At 67.9% G+C, this 16668-nt stretch carries 16 protein-coding genes and 1 pseudogene; 7 read left to right on the top strand and 10 right to left on the bottom strand.

Annotated features, from left to right (window positions below; translation table 11 throughout):
* The first annotated feature begins 168 nt into the window (after nucleotides 1-168).
* Nucleotides 169-987 carry an exodeoxyribonuclease III gene (locus tag KDL01_RS29285; RefSeq protein ID WP_212531877.1) on the top strand — a complete coding sequence of 273 codons (819 nt, stop codon included), beginning with the start codon at nucleotides 169-171 and terminating at the stop codon, nucleotides 985-987.
* A gap of 132 nt (nucleotides 988-1119) precedes the next feature.
* Here KDL01_RS29285 and KDL01_RS29280 read toward each other — a convergent pair whose 3' ends face one another.
* From KDL01_RS29280 to KDL01_RS45505, 4 genes are all read right to left on the bottom strand, one after another.
* The gene (locus KDL01_RS29280; protein WP_212531876.1) at nucleotides 1120-2226 is read right to left on the bottom strand and encodes a hypothetical protein; all 1107 of its coding nucleotides are present in this window, start codon (nucleotides 2224-2226) and stop codon (nucleotides 1120-1122) included.
* Complete coding sequence (locus KDL01_RS29275) at nucleotides 2223-4397, bottom strand: hypothetical protein (RefSeq protein ID WP_212531875.1); 2175 nt, start codon at nucleotides 4395-4397, stop codon at nucleotides 2223-2225. Before KDL01_RS29275 ends, KDL01_RS29280 begins: the two co-directional genes overlap by 4 nt.
* Before the next feature lie 77 nt (nucleotides 4398-4474).
* Nucleotides 4475-5239 (bottom strand): hypothetical protein, encoded by a 765-nt coding sequence (locus KDL01_RS29270; RefSeq protein ID WP_212531874.1) that lies wholly within the window; start codon nucleotides 5237-5239, stop codon nucleotides 4475-4477.
* Between the two features lie 22 nt (nucleotides 5240-5261).
* A complete protein-coding gene (locus KDL01_RS45505) occupies nucleotides 5262-5768 on the bottom strand; it encodes a Pycsar system effector family protein (protein WP_212531873.1) in 507 nt (168 codons plus the stop codon).
* Between the two features lie 554 nt (nucleotides 5769-6322).
* On the opposite strand from KDL01_RS45505, the gene KDL01_RS29260 reads away from it, so the two are divergent.
* Both KDL01_RS29260 and KDL01_RS29255 read left to right on the top strand, forming a co-directional pair.
* Nucleotides 6323-6967: a Crp/Fnr family transcriptional regulator gene (locus tag KDL01_RS29260; RefSeq protein WP_246577166.1), complete on the top strand. Its 645-nt coding sequence runs from the start codon at nucleotides 6323-6325 to the stop codon at nucleotides 6965-6967.
* 581 nt (nucleotides 6968-7548) lie between these two features.
* Nucleotides 7549-10350, top strand: a complete 2802-nt coding sequence (locus KDL01_RS29255; RefSeq protein WP_212531871.1) for a glycoside hydrolase family 48 protein — start codon at nucleotides 7549-7551, stop codon at nucleotides 10348-10350.
* Between the two features lie 126 nt (nucleotides 10351-10476).
* Here KDL01_RS29255 and KDL01_RS29250 read toward each other — a convergent pair whose 3' ends face one another.
* The 3 genes from KDL01_RS29250 to KDL01_RS29240 all read right to left on the bottom strand — a co-directional run bounded on the left by KDL01_RS29250 (nucleotide 10477) and on the right by KDL01_RS29240 (nucleotide 12917).
* Nucleotides 10477-10926, bottom strand: a complete 450-nt coding sequence (locus KDL01_RS29250) for a YybH family protein (RefSeq protein WP_212531870.1) — start codon at nucleotides 10924-10926, stop codon at nucleotides 10477-10479.
* Complete coding sequence (locus tag KDL01_RS29245; RefSeq protein WP_438801994.1) at nucleotides 10923-12029, bottom strand: YbfB/YjiJ family MFS transporter; 1107 nt, start codon at nucleotides 12027-12029, stop codon at nucleotides 10923-10925. The genes KDL01_RS29250 and KDL01_RS29245 overlap by 4 nt, the downstream gene beginning before the upstream one ends.
* A gap of 174 nt (nucleotides 12030-12203) precedes the next feature.
* Complete coding sequence (locus KDL01_RS29240) at nucleotides 12204-12917, bottom strand: SDR family NAD(P)-dependent oxidoreductase (protein ID WP_212531868.1); 714 nt, start codon at nucleotides 12915-12917, stop codon at nucleotides 12204-12206.
* A gap of 166 nt (nucleotides 12918-13083) precedes the next feature.
* Here KDL01_RS29240 and KDL01_RS44830 point away from each other — a divergent pair, with 166 nt between their 5' ends.
* Both KDL01_RS44830 and KDL01_RS29230 read left to right on the top strand, forming a co-directional pair.
* Nucleotides 13084-14010, top strand: a complete 927-nt coding sequence (locus KDL01_RS44830) for a LysR family transcriptional regulator (protein ID WP_212531867.1) — start codon at nucleotides 13084-13086, stop codon at nucleotides 14008-14010.
* 107 nt (nucleotides 14011-14117) lie between these two features.
* Entirely contained in the window at nucleotides 14118-14420 is a 303-nt protein-coding gene (locus KDL01_RS29230; protein ID WP_212531866.1) for a muconolactone Delta-isomerase family protein, read from the top strand.
* 106 nt (nucleotides 14421-14526) lie between these two features.
* Here KDL01_RS29230 and KDL01_RS29225 read toward each other — a convergent pair whose 3' ends face one another.
* On the bottom strand, nucleotides 14527-14943 hold the full coding sequence (locus KDL01_RS29225; protein ID WP_246577165.1) for an organic hydroperoxide resistance protein: 417 nt from the start codon (nucleotides 14941-14943) through the stop codon (nucleotides 14527-14529).
* A gap of 74 nt (nucleotides 14944-15017) precedes the next feature.
* Complete coding sequence (locus KDL01_RS29220) at nucleotides 15018-15314, bottom strand: putative quinol monooxygenase (RefSeq protein WP_212531864.1); 297 nt, start codon at nucleotides 15312-15314, stop codon at nucleotides 15018-15020.
* A gap of 89 nt (nucleotides 15315-15403) precedes the next feature.
* Between KDL01_RS29220 and KDL01_RS46110 the strand changes: the two are divergent.
* Both KDL01_RS46110 and KDL01_RS46105 read left to right on the top strand, forming a co-directional pair.
* Nucleotides 15404-15907: pseudogene (locus KDL01_RS46110) on the top strand (DJ-1/PfpI family protein); the annotation flags it as partial.
* Complete coding sequence (locus KDL01_RS46105; RefSeq protein WP_368861670.1) at nucleotides 15810-16190, top strand: helix-turn-helix domain-containing protein; 381 nt, start codon at nucleotides 15810-15812, stop codon at nucleotides 16188-16190. The pseudogene KDL01_RS46110 and the gene KDL01_RS46105, both read left to right, overlap by 98 nt.
* A gap of 37 nt (nucleotides 16191-16227) precedes the next feature.
* Here KDL01_RS46105 and KDL01_RS29210 read toward each other — a convergent pair whose 3' ends face one another.
* On the bottom strand, nucleotides 16228-16593 hold the full coding sequence (locus KDL01_RS29210; RefSeq protein WP_212531862.1) for a hypothetical protein: 366 nt from the start codon (nucleotides 16591-16593) through the stop codon (nucleotides 16228-16230).
* Between the last annotated feature and the right edge of the window lie 75 nt (nucleotides 16594-16668).

Below are 16668 nucleotides of genomic sequence, written 5' to 3'. Positions count from 1 at the left end.
CACCACGACAGCCCGCCACTCACCCTCGCAGGTCCCCTGACGCCCTGAAGTCCTCCGCCCACCTAGCAGATTCCGCGTCCTACCCCCGCCCTGTCGGTGGCTGCGTGCACAATGGGTGGTGCCCGTCGGCTGCGTCGCCCCGGGCGAAGCAGCGTCGGCAGGAGCACCATGATCAAGATCACCACCGTCAACGTCAACGGGCTGCGCGCGGCCTCGACCAAGGGCTTCGACGCCTGGCTGGCCGCCACCGACGCCCAGGTCGTGTGCCTGCAGGAGGTGCGGGCCGACGCCACGCAGGTGCCCGCCGCACTGCGCGAGCCCGAGGGCTGGCACCTGCCCCTGTTCGCCCCCGCCGCCGCCAAGGGCCGCGCCGGCGTAGCGCTCTACTCCCGCATCGCCCCGACCCGCACCCAGATCGGCTTCGGCTCCGCCGAGTTCGACGCCTCCGGCCGCTACGTAGAACTAGACCTCCCCGCCGCCGACGGCCTACCCGGCATCACCGTCGCCAGCCTCTACCTGCCCTCCGGCGAAGTCGACACCCCGCGCCAGGAGGAGAAGGAACGCTTCATGGAGGAGTTCCTCGCCTACCTCAAGACCACAAGGGCGCGCCTGGAAGCCGAAGGCCGCGAACTAGTCGTCTGCGGCGACTGGAACATCGCCCACCGCGAGGCCGACCTGAAGAACTGGAAGACCAACCAGAAAGCCGCCGGCTTCCTCCCCTCCGAACGCGCCTGGCTCTCCCGCGTCTTCGACGAAGCCGGCTACGTCGACGTAGTCCGCTCCCTCCACCCCGACGCCATCGGCCCCTACACCTGGTGGTCCTACCGCGGCCGCGCCTTCGACAACGACGCCGGCTGGCGCATCGACTACCAGATCGCCACCCCCGGCCTCGCCAAACTCGCCAAAACCGCCGTCGTCGAGCGCGCCGTCGACCACCCCTCGCGCTGGAGCGACCACGCTCCGGTGGCGGTGACGTACGGAGCATAACGAGCAGACGACCATGTCGGGTCCGTTCTTAACGGCCGTGGCGAGCCAGGAGGCGATCTACCGATTCTGCCTCTCGGTCAGCCGCACGTTGAAGCTTTTGATGCCGAACGAGTGCACGCCACCAGGCCCCGGCTAGAGCACGTCGGCGTCGTCGTTCCCGCCGCTGCCGTCCACATGCTGCGCACCGGGCTGCGCATCGAGTCCGGGGAGCGGAGTTTTGCGCTGGCGCCTGCTCTGCTGCTGAGTGGGGTCCACCGCCTGCGCCGGAATACGCGGTGTCAGCACCGCGTTGGTCGAGCTCTGCAGCCATGCCAGCGCCGACTTGGCTTGATCGGAGATCTGCCAGCGCTCGATCGCGCCCTCCTCAAGGAGCTTGTTGACGAAGTCGATGGTCAGGCGCTGTCCAGCCAACTCCTGCTGCCGTACGACATTCGCCACAGCGGTGAGCTCTTCCGGGTTCTGTGCAACCTGGAGAACCGCACGGTCGATATCGCCGGCCGCGAAGGCTTCGCGATAGAACGCCATCCTGTGGGTCAGGACCGCGCTCTTGTTGGACTCCTGTAGCATCCTCAACTCCTGCCGGAGCCGCTCGGCTTCGATCTGGTGGTGCAGATCGCGTACCTCCTCAGCCTGCGTGAGGCGCGTCTGGTCGGGCAGCACGGACACGAGAGTCCTCGTCCACAGGCCGTATTCCCTGCCGATGTGGCCGGTGACAGCGGTGGCGGCAAGGGCCGCGGCCAGTTGCTGAGGATCGTTGAAGTCAAGGGGCTCGCCCGCGAGCCGCTGATTGATCGCTTCCTCGGCCGAGGCGGACTGGTGCACGTCATACCTGCGGGCGATCCGGCGCATCTCTTCCGTGATCACCGGCTGAATGAGCGGGCGGATGTCGCGCAACTGGTTCCGAACGACGAGCGACGGATCCAGAACCCGCCACTCAAGGGTGGCCGATGCGTGGAATGCGAAGACGTCGCCCGCGCCGGGCAGATCGGCCTGGAACACGACGTGGTGCACACCCAGGTCGATGTCGTAGACGGTCTTCACCCTGCCCGCGAACATCCCGGACGATCGTGTGTGCTGCCAGACCACCGAGTGGGCGCGGTCGTGCGGCCACACGACGCGGTGTTCTCCTCTGGTCGTGACCAAGACGTGTGCCATATGAGCTGTCACCGGCTCCGCCTTGGCGCCCATATAGTGACGCAGCGCCACAATCGGACTGAATTCACTGCCGGAATGGTTCATGATTCGCCCCTCCTTTTCACAGCCGCCCATCCGATCGCCTCACGCACCGCCTGTGCGGTGGACTGAGGAAGCGGCTCGTCCGGATCTTCAGTCAAGGTGTCGACAAGGTGAAGCAGCCGAGCCTCGTCGTCCTCGTCATCGATCAAACCTCGAAGAAATGTGCCGAGCGGTCCAAGCAGGTCCGCGGACTCGTCGGCCGCTCGTATCCAGTCGCCGATCTCATCCCGCATCGCATCGGCGACCAACGCGGAGGAAAGCGCCTGCCAGACGCAATCCGCGAGCAGCCGGCCGATGGCGGCGTCGAACTGCGCGACGGCCACGACCAGCGGCCAGTTCGCCCGTGCGGAGTCGGCCAGAGCGGCGCGCGCATCGGGTCCAAGGGGCAGACCTTCGATATTCGGAACCTGACTCACGCGCAGGTCGCCGACGCGCAGGACGACCAGGAGGCCGAGGATTCGGCCGTTGAGCCGACGGTCGTCGATCCAACTGTCAACAGCCTTCAGGACCTCCGCGAATCGTCCGCGCGCGAACAACTCGGCCACGGACTTGCTGGCGATGTGGACGAGTTCGCCATCCTTCCAGACTCCGATTCGGTGCAGGAGCCGCAGCACGGAGGCCGCGTCAGACACGCCGTAGCCGAAAGCCACGGCCGCAGTCCACATGAGTCCAGGCTCATCGCCGCCGGCCCAAGATCGAAGGGCAGAGCTCACCGCCAGCCGCGTGTTCTCATCTCGCGCCGTCTGGTTCATCGCCGTCGCGGCGGCGAGCCGTTGTTTGACGTCCTCCGAGCCCGCCCACGACTCGATGGCCTCGTGGTAGCTGTAGGCGAAGTCCCAGCTGGTGACGAGCCCGATGGCAAGGGCCGCGCGCATCCATATGTCCGGGCGCCGATCCTGGCTCAGATCCCTGAGCCAGCGCAGGATCGGACGACGCAGGTTTGGCCGCTGATTCCAGACGGTGGCCAGCAGTCGGACCGCGACGCGCTCGTCGCGGTAGGCCAGTAACCTGGCCGGCACGGAAACGTCGCCGAACCCGACCGTACCGTCGCGCATGCGAGCCCAGATCATCGCCATTCGGTCGTCATCCAGCGAGGCGAACACGTTACGGCCCGGCTCGAGTCGCGGGTTGGCCGTGGTGAACAGCTCGAACGCCAGGCGTTCTCCGGCCTCGACGACCAGGTGCACCGGGGAGTCGTTGAATACCGCCAAGGCGAGTCGGAACGCGAAATCCTCTACGGCGCTGCGCTGCCGGTGCAGGTCCACGCCTTGTGGCAGCTGGGCCAGCCAGCGCCCGATCCGCCTGTCGATCAGTTCGTTCCAGGAACTCAGCGCGTATTGCCGGTCGCACGAGCCGTCGGCCAACCGGATGACCATCTCAGCCAGCCACACTTCCTCGGCCGGGCCCGGATCCGTGCCGAGCAGATCCCACAACTCCTTGTCCCGGCTGAGCTCGATCATCACATCGAGGTCTCCGGTGCGGCCAGGCCTCCGACGCGCACCTTCAGCCTCGATGCGCGCCTTGAGAACAGCCCCTTGCGGCGGCGGGACGTGTCCGCGCAGGTAAACCTGCGCGCGGATCTCCTCCGACCCCGGCGGCGGAAGCAGCACGCAGTAGGCGCCCCGTTCTCTCAACCGCTGCGAGAACCCGTCGAGAGCTGCTTCATCAAGCCGGTGATCCAGGGTCGGGAGTTCGCCGAGATAACCGTGACCGGGTTGGAGTCGCTCGGCACTGACCCCGTTGAGGCCGGATTCGACGGCGAGCCACTCGACGCCTGTCGTGGCGAACTCACTGAGCAGTTTCAGAGCGGTAGTCGTGCGCCCGCTCTCGCGCAATCCCTGGATCACTACGACGTGTCGTTCATTCAAGGCGCTGCGCAACTCAGGGTCATGGGGCGCGGCGGCGTACCAGGATTTGATCTGTTCAAGGTGGTCAGCACGCACCGGCCCGGATGACGGAGTGCGGTGAGGGTGCCCGGTGGCATAGATGTGCATGCCGCCCGAGATCGTCGCGCCACCGATCACGCCCACCGGTCCCGCCGCCGACACGCTGTGCTGGAAGCTCTCGTAGGCGCGGTTGGCGGCGGTGGCATCGGCGGTGGCGCGTGCTTCCGCGAGCGGGTCCGCTCGGGCAGCACCGACCTTGTCCTCCGGGGAGGACACGGCGTGTTCCACCGCCGCACCCTCCGGAGCCTCGTCGTCCGCCGCCCTGGCCGCTCCTCCCGGAGGCTGCTGAGCCTGGCCCTCGTCACTCATCGCAGACCGGCCGGACCACCGACGTTGAAGGACCCGTGCACGGTCGTCTGCCCGATCACACCCACATTGCCGCCGGATACGGCGATCTCCTGCCGCCCAAGACGGGCGGTGCCGTTGTCCATGCTCTCGGCTTGGCGGGCGGCGAGCGCGGCCTCCTCCGCTCCGGTCAAACCCGGCGGCATCGGGACACGGGCCCACCCCGGCAAGTACAACCAGGCCGAAGCGTCCGTCTCCTTCACCTGAACCGAGATCGGCGTGAACGCGTCGGGTTCAAGCTCTCCCCCGCGGTGCCGAACAACCTGGTCGTAGATCTGCTCGGAGACGACCACGGCCAGTGGGGCCGACGGAGTGGCCTCGAGCACCTGCTTCGCGACCGGAGCGTTGACCAGCCGCGCGATGAAGTCCAACGTGGCACCGGTGTGTTCGCTGAGGCTGCGGTGCAGTTCTCCGGCATGGACCGCCAGCCGAATCTGACTGGGCCGCGCCATCTGCTCATAGTCACGCTTGAGTCCGGCGTGGAACTCGCGGAGCCACACGCCGAGCACACGAGACTTGGGGACGTCGGCGGTGAACCGCAACATCGCGCCGTCGCCGAGGTCTTTGACGGTCACCTGCTCGGACGGAATGGATGCGGCGGCGAGGGCCGCGTCGCAGCAGTCGTTCATCGACTGACGTGCGATGAGCTTCTCCGGGTCGGCCAACGCGGCCGAGGCCTGGATGTCGTACAGCACGACGAGGTGGTGCATCGCATCTTCGGACACTGACTTCTCCTTCTCATTCATGCTATCGCAGAGTCATTGCCACGAGAGCACCGGTAAGGCCACTGAAAGTGAGCAGTGCCATGCCGAGCTGGATGAGCCTGAATTTCGCGAGAGCGATCCTGCCCAGGACATGGGCCTGAACCAGCAACCAGTCATCGGTGTCGCCGGCCCTGCGGACGAGGGAACGCAACCGCTCCGCGTCGAACTTCTCCGACAGATCGAGGAACGAGACCGCGTGCGGGCCCGGGGACACCGGACGAAGCCGGGGTTTGACCGCGGCGGCCAAAGCCAGAACGGCCACGACCCAGCATATCCGGCCTACGATGAGCAGGGCGTTGAGCATCGCGGCGGTAGCACCGTGATGCAGCGACTGTCGTGGATTGAGGACCGCGAATACGGCGATCGACGCCGCGCCGAGCGCGGTGGCCTTGCTGTCCGCCCGATCGATGGCGTGCTCCGCCTGATCGATGAGATAGCGCAGCGCTGGAAGTGGACTCGCGGCAGCGCCCGAGGGGTTCGGTGCCGGCACGCTCCCTCTCCTTCTATTCGACCCGTGAACCATGGCTTACTCGTGCCTTTCCTGATTTCATGCGCTATACGCCACCTGCGAGAGAATCCACCTTCACGACAAGGAATGCGAATCTTTGTTCGGCAGTTCAGGATTGCGCGTTATTGACAGTCAGGACCGGAATGCCCGCTGAAGTCGAGACACCGGTGCCCCGCCTCCCGGCTGCTCCCTGGGAGTGCAGCCCGATCGGATCGTGACCGTCGCCGCCGTGCCGGCCAACACGCCACCCTGCTCTACCGGAGAGTCATCTCCCCCCGTGAACCTCCGCTTCCGCCTGGTCCGGACGCCAACACCGACCCTCGGCGACCAGTGTGCTCCACCCCTCGTCATCGCATACCGTAGAAGTACGGGTTCGACGAAAACCTGAAGCGCTACTGCGAACCGTCGTCAACGCCTCCGGTTCGGCGCGTGAAGACGTCAGGGACGCACGAGGGAGGGCCATGAGTGCGCAGCGGGATCCCCGGGGCCACCCTCAAGGGGGCCAGACCTGGCCACCCACCACTCTGCTCGGCAGCATGGAGCAGTCATCCCGCGACCTCCTGCTGTCGTTGGGCAAGCAGGTAGAGTACGCATCCGGACATACAGTCATCCGTGAGGCAAGTCAGCCGACGTTCGTTCTGATCTTGCTCGACGGAGCGGTCAAAGCCACCGGCCGGACTCAGGACGCGCGCGAGGCGCTACTTGCGATCCGCGTTGGCGGAGATCTCATCGGCGAGTTCGGCGCACTGGACGGAAGACCGCGCTCCGCAACGGTCACCAGTTGCGGAACCGTCATCGCCAAGCTGGTCACCCGGCACGACTTCACAGCTTTTCTGCGTGCTGACGCACGGGTCGCCGAGGCCGTACAGCGTGCCGTCGTCGCCAAGTTGCGCAGCGCGAATATGCGGAGGATCGACTTCGCCGGCACCGACGCGCCCATGCGCGTCGCGCGGGTGGTGTACGACTTGGCCGTAACCTACGGCATTCGTGACGGCAAGACGGCTCTCGTAGGCTGGCCACTGACACAGCCTGAACTGGCCACCTTGGTCGGCGTGGCCGAACCCACCGTGCACAAGGCCCTTCGCGATCTGCGAGTATCCGGGGTCGTCGACACAGGCTACCGTCGGCTTCAGGTGAACGACCTGGACCGGCTGCGAGCGGTGGCGTTCCCCGACTGGTGAGCGTTCAAGAGCATTAGTGATTCGGTGCGCAGTCGGCTCCGCCAACACAGTTCGACAGCTACGCGAGCCAGGCGCAGGGCGGGCGGGCGGGTAACGCGCCGGCACGGCCACAACGCACACTGGACACGACGCCGGCAGCCGCCAACCACAACGCGGCCAAGCCGCCGATCGGACCGGCCGTGCGTCCGCCTTTACCCATGAACTCTCATGAAAACTTAAGCAACAGCAGCTGAGTGCCGAGCGCTCTGTTTCACGCTCAGCCACCCGACTGCGTTAGTACATTGATGTGCGCAATGCGTCGGGTGTGCTGAAAGCTTCACGCCGCACCGGGTCCGACCGGCCCGTTCGGCGCGGTATCCGCTTACCGCGCGCCGGGGCAACGGCGGGACCGTGGCTCCGGGCTCGAGCCGCAGGCCAGGGGCCGTTGTTCTCTCCGGCTGGGGCGCGCGCCGTCCGGTCCCGGGCGGTGGATTTCGGTCTGGGGCGTGTTCGGGCGGGTGGCCGGGTGCTTTACGCCCCGGAAACGCGTGCCTAGCCTCCCTCCCGGATCACCCGACCACGTTCCTAGGAGGAAGGCTGTCATGGCCGAATCCCTATCTCGACGGCGCTTCGCCGTCACGGCCGGCACTGCGCTGATGGCGGTGGCCGGCCTGCCCACCTTGAAGGCGCGGGCCGCCACCGGTAGCGCTGCCACGTCCAATGCGACGGCGACGGATGCGTACACGCAGGCGTTCTTGACGCAGTACGCGAAGATCAAGAATTCGGCGAACGGCTATTTCAGCTCGGAGGGGATCCCGTATCACAGCGTGGAGACCCTGATCGTCGAGGCCCCGGACCATGGGCATCAGACCACGTCCGAGGCGTTCAGCTTCTGGTTCTGGCTTGAGGCCACCTATGGCCGGGTGACCGGGGACTGGACCGCGTTCAACAACGCGTGGACCACAGCAGAGGCCTACATCATTCCGCAGCACGTGGACCAGCCGAGCAACAGCTCGTACAACCCGAGCTCGCCGGCCACCTATGCTCCGGAATGGCCTGACCCCAGCGACTACCCGAGTCCGCTCAACACCTCCGTTTCGGTGGGGCAGGACCCGCTCGCGACGGAGCTGAGCTCGACGTACGGCACGTCGGACATCTACGGCATGCACTGGCTCATGGATGTCGACAACACCTACGGGTACGGAAACACCCCGGGGACGGGCGCGGAGAACGGACCGACCGCTACCGGGCCGTCGTACATCAACAGCTACCAGCGCGGTTCCGCGGAGTCGGTGTGGCTGACGATCCCGCAGCCGTGCACGGATCTGTTCAAGTACGGCGGCCCGAACGGGTATCTCGACCTGTTCGTCGCCCAGTCCGGTGCTTATGCGCAGCAGTGGAAGTACACGAACGCCCCGGACGCCGACGCGCGTAGTGTTCAGGCAGCGTACTGGGCGTACACGTGGGCTTCGGCGCAGGGTGCGGCGAGCCAGGTGGCGGCTTCGGCGGCGAAGGCTGCCAAGATGGGCGACTTCCTGCGGTATGCGCTGTTCGACAAGTACTTCAAGCAGATCGGCAACTGCACCAGCCCCACCGGCTGTGCCGCCGGCACCTCGCGCAGCTCCGAGCACTACCTGCTGGCCTGGTACTACGCCTGGGGCGGAGCGGAGCCGGGCGGCGGCTGGGCCTGGCGGATCGGGGACGGCGCCTCGCACCAGGGCTACCAGAACCCGCTGGCCGCCTGGGCCATGTCGAACGTGGCCGCGCTCACCCCGATGTCGCCCACCGCGAAGGGAGACTGGTCGAGCAGCCTGGGCCGGCAGCTGGAGTTCTTCCAGTGGCTCCAGTCCGCGGAAGGCGCCATCGCCGGCGGCTGCACCAACAGCTGGAACGGCGCGTACGCCACGCCGCCCTCGGGCGACTCGACGTTCTACGGCATGGCGTACGACTGGGAGCCGGTCTACCACGACCCGCCGAGCAACAACTGGTTCGGGATGCAGGCCTGGGCGATGGAGCGGCTCGCGGAGTACTACTACGTGACCGGGAACGCGACCGCCGAGGCCGTGCTGACCAAGTGGATGGCGTGGGCCGCCTCCGAGACCACGGTCACCTCCACCAACTTCCAGATCCCCTCCACCCTCGGCTGGTCCGGCCAGCCCGACACCTGGAACCCGTCCAGCCCGGGCAGCAACTCCGGGCTGCACGTGAGCATCGCGGACTACGGCAACGACGTCGGCGTCGCCGCCGCGTACGTCAAGGCCCTGACCTACTACGCCGCGAAGTCCGGCAACACCACCTACTCCGCCCTCGCCAAGAGCCTGCTCGACGTGATGTCGACATTCGCCGACAGCAAGGGCATCGCGGTGCCGGAGGTCCGGACCGACTACAGCAGCTTCGGCGCGACCGTCTACGTGCCGTCGGGCTGGTCCGGCAAGATGCCGAACGGCGACCCGATCGTTCCGGGCTCCACGTTCCTGTCCATCCGGTCCTGGTACAAGAACGACCCGAACTTCGCGCAGGTCCAGACGTATCTCGACGGCGGCGCGGCGCCCACCTTCACCTACCACCGGTTCTGGGCGCAGGCGGACATCGCCATGGCCTACGCCGTGTACGCGGACCTCGTCGTCAACGCCACCACCGGCGGCGACACCACGCCGCCCTCGGCGCCGACCAATCTGGCCGCGACCGGCGAGACCAGCACCACCATCTCGCTCTCGTGGACCGCCTCGACCGACAACGTCGCGGTGACCGGCTACGACGTCTACCGCGACAGCACCCTGGTCGGCACCACCACCAGCACGACCTACACCGACACGGGACTGACCGCCTCGACGCTGTACAGCTACGCGGTGGTCGCGACCGACGCGGCCGGGAACCTCTCGACCGCCTCGAACACGGTCAGCGCCACCACTTCCGCCGCTGCCGGTGGCGGGGGGACCGGGACCGGAACGGTCAAGGTGCAGTACGCGAACCTGGACTCCTCGCCCACCGACAACCAGATCAAGCCGGGCTTGCAGGTCGTCAACACCGGCACCGCCGCGCTGGCCCTGTCGACGGTGACGCTGCGCTACTGGTTCACCAGCGACGGCGGAGCGAACACCTTCAGCACCTACTGCGACTACGCCGTGGTCGGCTCGTCCAACGTCACCCACAGCGTGGTGGCCCTCGCCACCGCCGTCACCGGCGCGGACCACTACCTGCAGGTCGGATTCACCACTGGCGCGGGCAGCCTGGCCGCGGGCGCGTCGAGCGGCCAGATCCAGAACCGGTTGAACAAGACCGACTGGTCGAACTTCAACGAGGTCAACGACTACAGCTACGGCACCAACACCGCGTACGCGGACTGGACGAAGGTGACGGTGTACGTGAACGGCACCCTCGCTTACGGCACCGAGCCTTCATAAGTCGTATATAGCGATAGATAGATGCGTGGAGGTGGCGCGTCGGGGACTTCGAGTTCCCGGCGCGCCATTGCGTCTGGTCGAGGGGGACGGTCAAGCGGGCAGGCAGGCAGTCAGACGGTCGGGCAGTCAGACGGTCGGGCAGGCGGGCAGGCGGGCAGGCGGGCAGTCGAGTTTCGAGACCTGATAGTGGTCGAGGAGCCACGCCTCGGCGGTTCTCCTCGCCAGAACGCTGATGTACACAGTGAGTGCCGGACGGTCGGTGAACGCGAAAACCACGCGCAGGTAGCCGAGTACGAGTGCGTCGGCAAGGCGTCGGCTCTCGAGGATCTCGTACGTCGCCGTCATGCCGAGGGGCTGGGAGGCGTAGTACTCGGCGACGCCGGGTCTGCCTACGGTGTAGGGGTGCAGGCCCTGGAAGAGTGCTTCGTCCGTGAAGACGGCGGCGACGCGCTCGGGCTCGTGGGCGTCGACGGCGGACTTCCATCGGTCTAGGACGTCGCGTAGGACGGCCTCGTTCGAAGCTGCAGTTGCTGTTGACGTTGTGACTGTGGCTGGGGCTGGGGCGGTGGGGTTCATGATGGTTTGCTTTCTTGATCGGGCCGGATGAGTGCGGCGGTGACGGCCGCAAGTGCGACGAGTGCGGCTGCGGCAATGAGCGCCTGGTGGTAGCCGGTGTGCAGCAGGGGCGTGACGAGGAGCGGCCCGGCGAGTTGTCCTGCGGCGTAGGCCGCGGTCAGGACTGCGACCGCGCGCGGAGCGCCGATCTGCGCGCCGATTGCCAGTGCGAGGGTGGCGATGCCGAGGAAGGTGCCGCCGAAGAGCGCCGCAGACGCGAGTGCCGCCCCGACTCCGCCGACCAGTGCCGGCAACGCGATGCCGACTGCCTGCACTGCGAGGGCTGTGGTGAGCAGCATGGGCCGGGACCGGCGACGTGCCAGTGCTGCCCAGAGTGCTGCGGACGGGAGTGCGGCCAACCCGGCCAGCACCCACGCGCTGGTGCCGACCCAGGTTGGGGCGCTTTGGTCGATCGCTACGACGAGGAACGTCCCAGCGATGATGTAGCCGATGCCTTCGAGGGAGTAGGCGGCGAGCAGTGGCACGTAGCCGCGTGGAATTGTGTGGTCGGCGCCCTCGACCACGCGTGGTTTCACGGCCGGGGTCGCGGTGGTGGTACCGGTGGGCAGGTGCCAGGCCGGGATCGTGAGTACGAGGCTGAGGGCGGCGGCGAGCCACCAGGCTTGTCGCCAGGTGCCGCCGTCGTGCAGGGCGAGCATGAGGGCCCCGGAGAGCGCGATGCCTGCGCCGACGCCGCCGAAGCCCCAGCCGACGAGATGCTGCCCGCGGTTTCGCAGTGCCGTGATCAGGGCGTTGGCCGCGACGACGAATGCCAGTGCGCTCGCGGCGCCGGCCACCAGGCGCAGCGTGAACCAGATCGAGCCGTCGCGTGTGAACGGCATCGCTGCCAGTGTCACGGTGACGAGGACGAGTGAGAGGCGCAGCGCGGTGCGGGACCTGGCGAGTGTGGGTACTGCGATACCCGCGAGCGCTCCGGCCAGATATCCGGCGTAGTTCGCGGTGGCCAACGCCGACCCGAGCTGTGGGGACATACCCGCTTGGGTGTGCATGAGGGGCAGGATCGGGGTGTAGGCGAAGCGTCCGACACCCATGGCGGCGGCCATCGCGGCGGCGCCCTGCACGGCGATCCGCCGTGGGCCGACCGCGTCGTCGGCATCGTCCACGGTGGCATGGCTGCTCGGAGTGCCCGGCCGCGAGTTGCTCGGACCGGCGGTGGTGGTGGCGGCGATCATGACCGAATTCCTCTCGTGTCAGCTCGCGCTCAGCGGCTCAGTGCCTCAGTGGCCGGCGCTCTGGCCGCCGTCGACGTGCAGGGTTTCGCCGGTCACGAACCTGGCCGTTTCGAGGTAGAGCACTGCCTCGACCACGTCTTCGATCTCGCCCATCCGCCCGATCGGGTGCAGGGCCGCGAGGAAGTCGTGCGTCTCGGCGGGGTGCATCGGGGTGCGGATGATGCCGAGTGCGACGGTGTTGGCGCGGATCCCGCGCCCGGCGTACTCGATGGCCAGGGACTTGGCGACGGCGGTCAGGCCTCCCTTGGTCAGCGCCGCGAGGGCCGAGGGCACCTGGGCGAGGGCGTGGTCGACCAGGCTGGTGGAGACGTTCACGATGTGGCCGCCCTCGCCGTGTTCGAGCATTGCGGCAACGGCGCCCCTGGTCACTTCGAAGAAGCCGCGCAGGTTCACACCGGTGACCGTGTCGTAGTCCTCGTCGGTGTAGTCGGTGAACGGCTTGGCGACGAACACGCCCGCGTTGTTGACGAGGGAGTCGATACGGCCGAAACGGTCGAGTGCCTCGGTGACGATGCGGGCGCCGACGCCCGGTGCCGCCACGTCGCCGGCCACCGTCAGTACGTCCGGGTCCTGCGACGGTGTGATGGAACGGGAGTTCGCGACGACGGCGTACCCGAGCTTGCGGTACGCGGGGACGAGCGCGGCGCCGATGCCCTGGGAGGCTCCGGTGATGATGACGACCTTCTGCGTGCTGTCCACGGCAGTCGCTCACTTTCAGTACGGGATGGGACGGGATCGGATGGATCGATCGGGGCGGTCTGGCCGCCGCGGCAAGCTTCCGTCCGCGGCCGGCGGCGACGCCACGACCTGCTGCCTCTTCCTGGAAGGCCCTGGCTCCTACGGCAGGTGGCCCTAGGATGAGCGGGTGGAACTGCGTCAGTTGCGCTACTTCGTCGCGGTCGCCGAGGAGCTGAATTTCGGGCGCGCGGCCGACCGGCTGCATATCGCGGGCCCGTCGCTCTCCCAGCAGATCAAGGCGCTCGAACGGGACCTCGGTGTGCGGCTGTTCGACCGCGACCGCCGCTCGGTGGCGCTGACCGCGCCCGGCGAGGCCCTGGTGGCGGACGCGCGGGCGGTACTGGAGCAGGCGGACCTGCTGCGTCGGCACGCCGCGGGCTTGTCCGGCGGCGAGCCGGTCCGGCTCGGGTATGTCAGCTGGCGGCCGTCGGACCTGGTCGAGCGGGTCGCGGGGGTCGCGGACCTGCGGGTGGATGCCTGGGTGCTGCCCTCGCACGCGCAGGCCGCGCGGGTCGCCGAGCACAGCCTGGATCTGGCGATCTGCTGGGTGCAGGCCGATGACCTGGCAGCGGACGGGCTCGAGGCGGCACTGATCGGGGCGGACGCGCTGTACGCCGTGAGCACCGGCATGCAGGCCACGCCGGTCGCCGCGAAGGACACCGTGGTCCTGGTGGACGCCGATACCGACAGTTGGTCGTCCTGGAACCTCTACGTCAGCCGGTTCGCCCGGGACACCGGTGCCGAGATCGTGCACATCGAAGACGGCGGCGTCACCGGTCCGGCGTTCTTCGAGCACGTCCGCACGCTGCGCCGACCGGTGCTCAACTCGCCGAAGGGCCAGCAGGACCCGGTGCCGCCGGATCTCGTGCGCCGCCCGGTGGTGCGGCCGGAACCGTACTGGACCTGGTCGCTCGTCGCCCGCCGCGACGAGACCCGCGCGGCGGTCCGCTCCGTGATCAAAGCCTTGACAGACGATGTCGGCACGCTGGGCGTGGAGGGCGAAGGGGCGTGGCTGCCGCACACGGACCCGCACCACGCGCTCCTGCGCCGGTAGCGGTAGCCGCACCGGCAGCGGCACCGCCTGCGGTAGAAGGCTGAACCTCCCGTGCGTGAGGGCGGCGGTCGTGGCGGCACGGGAGCGGCGGGTGCAGGGTGGGATCCATGAAGGAGTTCCTGGTCGAGATCACCACCACTATTCCCGAAGGTACGGAGCAGGCCGAGGTCGATCGGCGCCGCGCCGACGAGGCCGTTCGCGCCGCCGAACTCGCGGCCACCGGCCACCTGTACCGGCTGTGGCGGCCGGTGGGTGAGTTGCGCAGTGTCGGGGTGTGGTGCGCCGCCGACGAAGCCGAGTTGCATGAGAAGGTGCTGGGCACGCTGCCGTTGCGCCCGTGGATGGCCGTGCACGTCACCGCGTTGGAGCCGCACCCCAACGACCCCGGCCGCACGCACGACGGTGGATGACCTGCGCCTGCGCCCGCGCCCCTGATCGCACGCGCGGGCAGGGCCGGGGCACGGCCGGGCGGGACCGGACCGCCGGTGTCCCGGCGGTACCGGTGGCGTCTGCGGCTTATTCGACGACGAGTTCGACCGGCAGGTTGCCGCGGGTGGCCTTGGAGTACGGGCAGCCCGCGTGCGCCTGCTCGACCAGCTTGCGGCCGGTCTCGTTCTGCAGGTGGGCGGGCAACTTCACCCGCAGTACCGCACTGAGCGCGAAGCCCCCGTCCGAGACGTCTTTGCCAAGGCTGATCTCGGCGGTCACCGAGATCGCGCCCGTGGCGACCTTGGCCTCCTTGCCCACCGCGCCGAGCGTGCTGGTGAAGCACGCCGCCCAGCCCGCCGCGAACAGCTGCTCGGGATTGGTGCCCGCGCCGTTTCCGCCGAGCTCCGGCGGAAAGGCCAGACGCACGTCGAGCTTCTCGTCGGAGCTGACCGCACGGCCGTCGCGGCCGGTCGAGGAGGCGATCGCGGTATAGAGCGTATCCATGGGTTGCACCCGGTTCCTTGTGGTTGTTCCGACTGATTCGACCGATTGACCGATTGACCGATTCGACTGCTGTTTCAGCCGCCCTTGACCGCCAACAGATCGATGGGCGCGATCACCGGCGGCGCGCTCAGCTTCGTCTTCGCCGCCTCCCCCAGCGCCGCGGCGATCCGGCCGTTCACGTGTGCCTGGCGCCCCTGCTCGTCCTCGAAGGTGTCGAACACCCCGAAGGTGGTGGCGTTCTCGCGGAACGCGAACCACGCCACGGTGCCCTCTTCCCGCTCCGCCTCCTCCCGTGCGCCGCGCAGCATTGCCGCCACGTCCTCGGCGTACTCGGGCTTGGCCTCGATGCGTACCAGCAGGCCGACCTTCATACGATCACTCCTTTTGTGCCTGCGCCGGCGTTCCGGCGCACGTCAAACCCTATGAGCAGGCCTGACACAGCATCAGCATCTGAAGCGACATGATGGGTAGCGTTTCCGACATGGACGTAGCAGTCGTCGTGTATGACGGGGTCTTCGACTCCGGGCTGGCGGCAATCCTCGATGTGTTGAGCAACGCCAACGCGTTGGGCAACGAGCTCCACCAAGCGCCGACCTGGGACGTGACCATGGTCGGTCCGAGCACGCACGTGCGCACCGGAGCCGGGCTCCTCGTCTCGCCAGAGCCCCTGGAGCACGCACGGTCGGCCGACCTGCTGGTTGTTCCGGCACTGGCGGAGAGCCGGCCTTCGGCACTGCTCGACCACGTCGGCGGTGACGTGTCCCTCCCCGTGCGCGACCTCATCGCGAAGACCCACAAGCAGGGCACGCCCATCGCCTCGGCGTGCGCGGGAACCTTCCTACTGGCAGAGGCCGGGATCCTGGACGGTGTGCGCGCGACGACCACCTGGTGGCTCTCGCCCGCGTTCCGCGCCAGATACCCCCGGGTCGAGCTCGATCACGGCCACATGGTCGTCACCAGCGGCAGCATCACCACCGCCGGCGCGGCATTCGGACACATCGACCTCGCGCTCTCCATCATCCGCTCAGGCAGCCCCGCCCTCGCGCACCGTCGGCACGTCGCCCATCCGCTTCATCCAGGACCTGAGGATCGAACGCGCCACCCACCTGCTGCGCACCACCGACCTGTCGGTGGAGACCATCGCCCGGAAAGTCGGCTACGAACACTCCCACACCCTGCGCGCGCTCTTGCGGGAACGGACCGGCAAGACCGCATCGGCATTTCGGAGCAGGAGCAGGAGCAGATGAGGCGGGGCGACGGCGGGCGCTCTCGGCGAGTCGGGTATCAGGCGTCGAGGTAGCGGTAGCGGACATCACCGGGCGCGATCGCAACCTGGCCGCCGCGGATCTGCCACTCGCTCATTCCGGTGCTCTCATGGCTGGCGAAGAACACGCCTGTGATGCGGTCGCCGTCGGCGTCGGATGCCGGGACTGCTGCGATCTCCCGCACTTGCTCAAGGAACCACTCCAGTGCCGACTCGCGCATATCCGCGCCGAAGAAGACGTAATGGGTCCAGTTGAGGTGTTGGCGCGGCGTTCCCCAGCCATGGGAATAGTGGCCGTCATCATAGGCGGCGATGATCGTCTGGACGGCGGCCAGTTGCCGCTCATCGCACTCCAGCCATCCCCTGACGGAGACGTAGATACCCATCGGCCCATCATGTCCGATCAAGCCGCGGGCCGCCGGTGCAATTCTGGGCCCCGATAGCCGGGCGCAGGGTGGGCG

Origin of the sequence: Actinospica durhamensis, assembly GCF_018139695.1 — a bacterium.
Classification (GTDB): domain Bacteria; phylum Actinomycetota; class Actinomycetes; order Streptomycetales; family Catenulisporaceae; genus Actinospica; species Actinospica durhamensis.
Note: the sequence above shows the minus strand (reverse complement) of the source record. Positions and strands in the feature narration are given on the sequence as shown.

Coding starts and splice junctions, on each gene's coding strand:
- KDL01_RS29210 (WP_212531862.1), bottom strand. CDS start 16,593: ATGGGTATCTACGTCTCCGTCAGGGGATGGCTGGAGTGCGATGAGCGG.
- KDL01_RS29280 (WP_212531876.1), bottom strand. CDS start 2,226: ATGAACCATTCCGGCAGTGAATTCAGTCCGATTGTGGCGCTGCGTCAC.
- KDL01_RS29260 (WP_246577166.1), top strand. CDS start 6,323: ATGGAGCAGTCATCCCGCGACCTCCTGCTGTCGTTGGGCAAGCAGGTA.
- KDL01_RS29250 (WP_212531870.1), bottom strand. CDS start 10,926: ATGAACCCCACCGCCCCAGCCCCAGCCACAGTCACAACGTCAACAGCA.
- KDL01_RS29230 (WP_212531866.1), top strand. CDS start 14,118: ATGAAGGAGTTCCTGGTCGAGATCACCACCACTATTCCCGAAGGTACG.
- KDL01_RS29220 (WP_212531864.1), bottom strand. CDS start 15,314: ATGAAGGTCGGCCTGCTGGTACGCATCGAGGCCAAGCCCGAGTACGCC.
- KDL01_RS29225 (WP_246577165.1), bottom strand. CDS start 14,943: ATGGATACGCTCTATACCGCGATCGCCTCCTCGACCGGCCGCGACGGC.
- KDL01_RS29285 (WP_212531877.1), top strand. CDS start 169: ATGATCAAGATCACCACCGTCAACGTCAACGGGCTGCGCGCGGCCTCG.
- KDL01_RS29255 (WP_212531871.1), top strand. CDS start 7,549: ATGGCCGAATCCCTATCTCGACGGCGCTTCGCCGTCACGGCCGGCACT.
- KDL01_RS29245 (WP_438801994.1), bottom strand. CDS start 12,029: ATGGCCGCCGCCATGGGTGTCGGACGCTTCGCCTACACCCCGATCCTG.